We start from the raw sequence: 1,552 nt of genomic DNA, 5'->3' as shown, positions 1-1,552 counted from the left end.
GACTCGGCACCGACCGAATCAACTGGAACGGAGGTCGCCTGAAACAAGCCGATCCACAGGTATTGACAATTCCTCCCGCGCTACGGGAGTGGGTCGATGACGATCTGACGCGCGCTACTGCGCTTGCCGGATTCGACAAAGCCTGCTCAGCACTCCTCGTACTGCGGGAGGACACTCGCGCGGACATCGCGGCCTACCGCAATGAGACCGGCAAGCATGATTCCTTAATCGCAGCAATGGATATTGGCCTCGAAGACGCAGATTACCTGCAGCGGTCACTAGAACACGAACTCGACGATGTGCTCGCAGCCTTTGTCACCCAGGCTGTCGCCCGTATCCGAGCAGTCGCTGTTGGTGAAGAGAAGGACCTTGCCGAAGCGATCAGTTCCTGGCGTAGTGCCGAAACCGAGAACGAAGTAAAGAGATTCATGGAAAGAGCGACCGCAAAGGTCAACGACTGGTCGACGACGCACGCTTCTACGATCAGCCGTGAAGAGGCAGCGGCTGGATTCGACGTTAACCTCAATCTACCGGGCGCGGCATCGGTAGGTGGTGTCGGTGATGCCGTCGGGCAGGCAGCCGGGGTAGCTGGCTCTGTGGCGAAGTTCGGAGCCCAATTGGGCAAGGTGCTCGGTAACCGCGAGGCAGCCTTGCAAATTGGCCATTTCTTCGGTCACAAGTTCAAACCGTGGGGTGCGATCAAAGCCGGCAAAGCCGTCGGGCGAGTCGGGGTGGTGTTCGGTGTTGTCGCAGTCGCCGCGGATGGAGCTGACTGGGCCTTTCAAGCGAGTAAGGCGCGGAACTGGGACTCCAAACGCGATGCTGCTGTGGAACAGGTGGAGTCGGATAAGCACGACGCAGTACAACTGTTGCTTGCTGAACCTGATGGCCCCTGGGCGTACCTGAACGAACGCACCGAACAGGTCCGACTTCTTCGGGGTCAGTACGAAGGACGTCAGCGTGCTGCGCAGCAGGAGGCCGAGCGGCTGGAACGGCGACTGGAGGTGGCCGATGAACTTATTACTGCAGCACAAGAGCTACGGGGAGGTAGCGGGAAATGAGTGATCCCATCGATGTCGACGCCGCCAAGAATTGGCTGAATGCAGTTCCCGGTGGCGAGATCGGCCAACGCCTGGAACAAAGCTGGCAGGATTTCGCGGCCGTTACCGAGACGGTAGTGACAATCTACGGTTCGTACGACACCGGAAAGAGTTCGCTCCTGCGCCGGTTGCTTATCGAGCTCGGGCAGGAGGTTCCAGCTTGGCTCACGATTAGTGCGCGACATGAGACCTTTGAGGTCAACGAGATTCACGCCGCCGGGTGTCTGTTGCGGGACACACCCGGGTTCGTCTCGGGTGGCACCGATGCTCGCGCAGAGATGAATACCGGACTTGCATCGGACGCCATCGCACGGACCGACATCGGTATTGTCGTGGTGCCGCCGCAACTCGCCACTGCTGAATATCCTGTGCTTCGTGTCAGCGGTCACGTATTTCCCCAGGTTTGAGGGGTTGTCCGTCACGTAATTCCCCACCCTGGCTGTCACGTAATT

The 1,552-nt window shown here is 59.1% G+C and carries 2 protein-coding genes; both read left to right on the top strand.

Annotated features, from left to right (window positions below; genetic code table 11):
- The coding region (locus tag ACJH6J_RS30365; RefSeq protein WP_406805031.1) for a hypothetical protein at nucleotides 1-1,061 on the top strand (1,061 nt) is incomplete at its 5' end.
- Nucleotides 1,058-1,507 (top strand): GTPase domain-containing protein, encoded by a 450-nt coding sequence (locus ACJH6J_RS30360; RefSeq protein WP_406805030.1) that lies wholly within the window; start codon nucleotides 1,058-1,060, stop codon nucleotides 1,505-1,507. The genes ACJH6J_RS30365 and ACJH6J_RS30360, both read left to right, overlap by 4 nt.
- The last annotated feature ends 45 nt before the right edge of the window (nucleotides 1,508-1,552 follow it).

The organism is Mycobacterium sp. SMC-18, assembly GCF_045310895.1.
In the GTDB taxonomy this organism is placed as follows: domain Bacteria; phylum Actinomycetota; class Actinomycetes; order Mycobacteriales; family Mycobacteriaceae; genus Mycobacterium.
This window is presented reverse-complemented; position numbering and strand designations above follow the sequence as displayed.

Excerpts from the sequence above, each read along its gene's own strand:
- ACJH6J_RS30360 (WP_406805030.1), top strand. The coding sequence starts at position 1,058 with ATGAGTGATCCCATCGATGTCGACGCCGCCAAGAATTGGCTGAATGCA.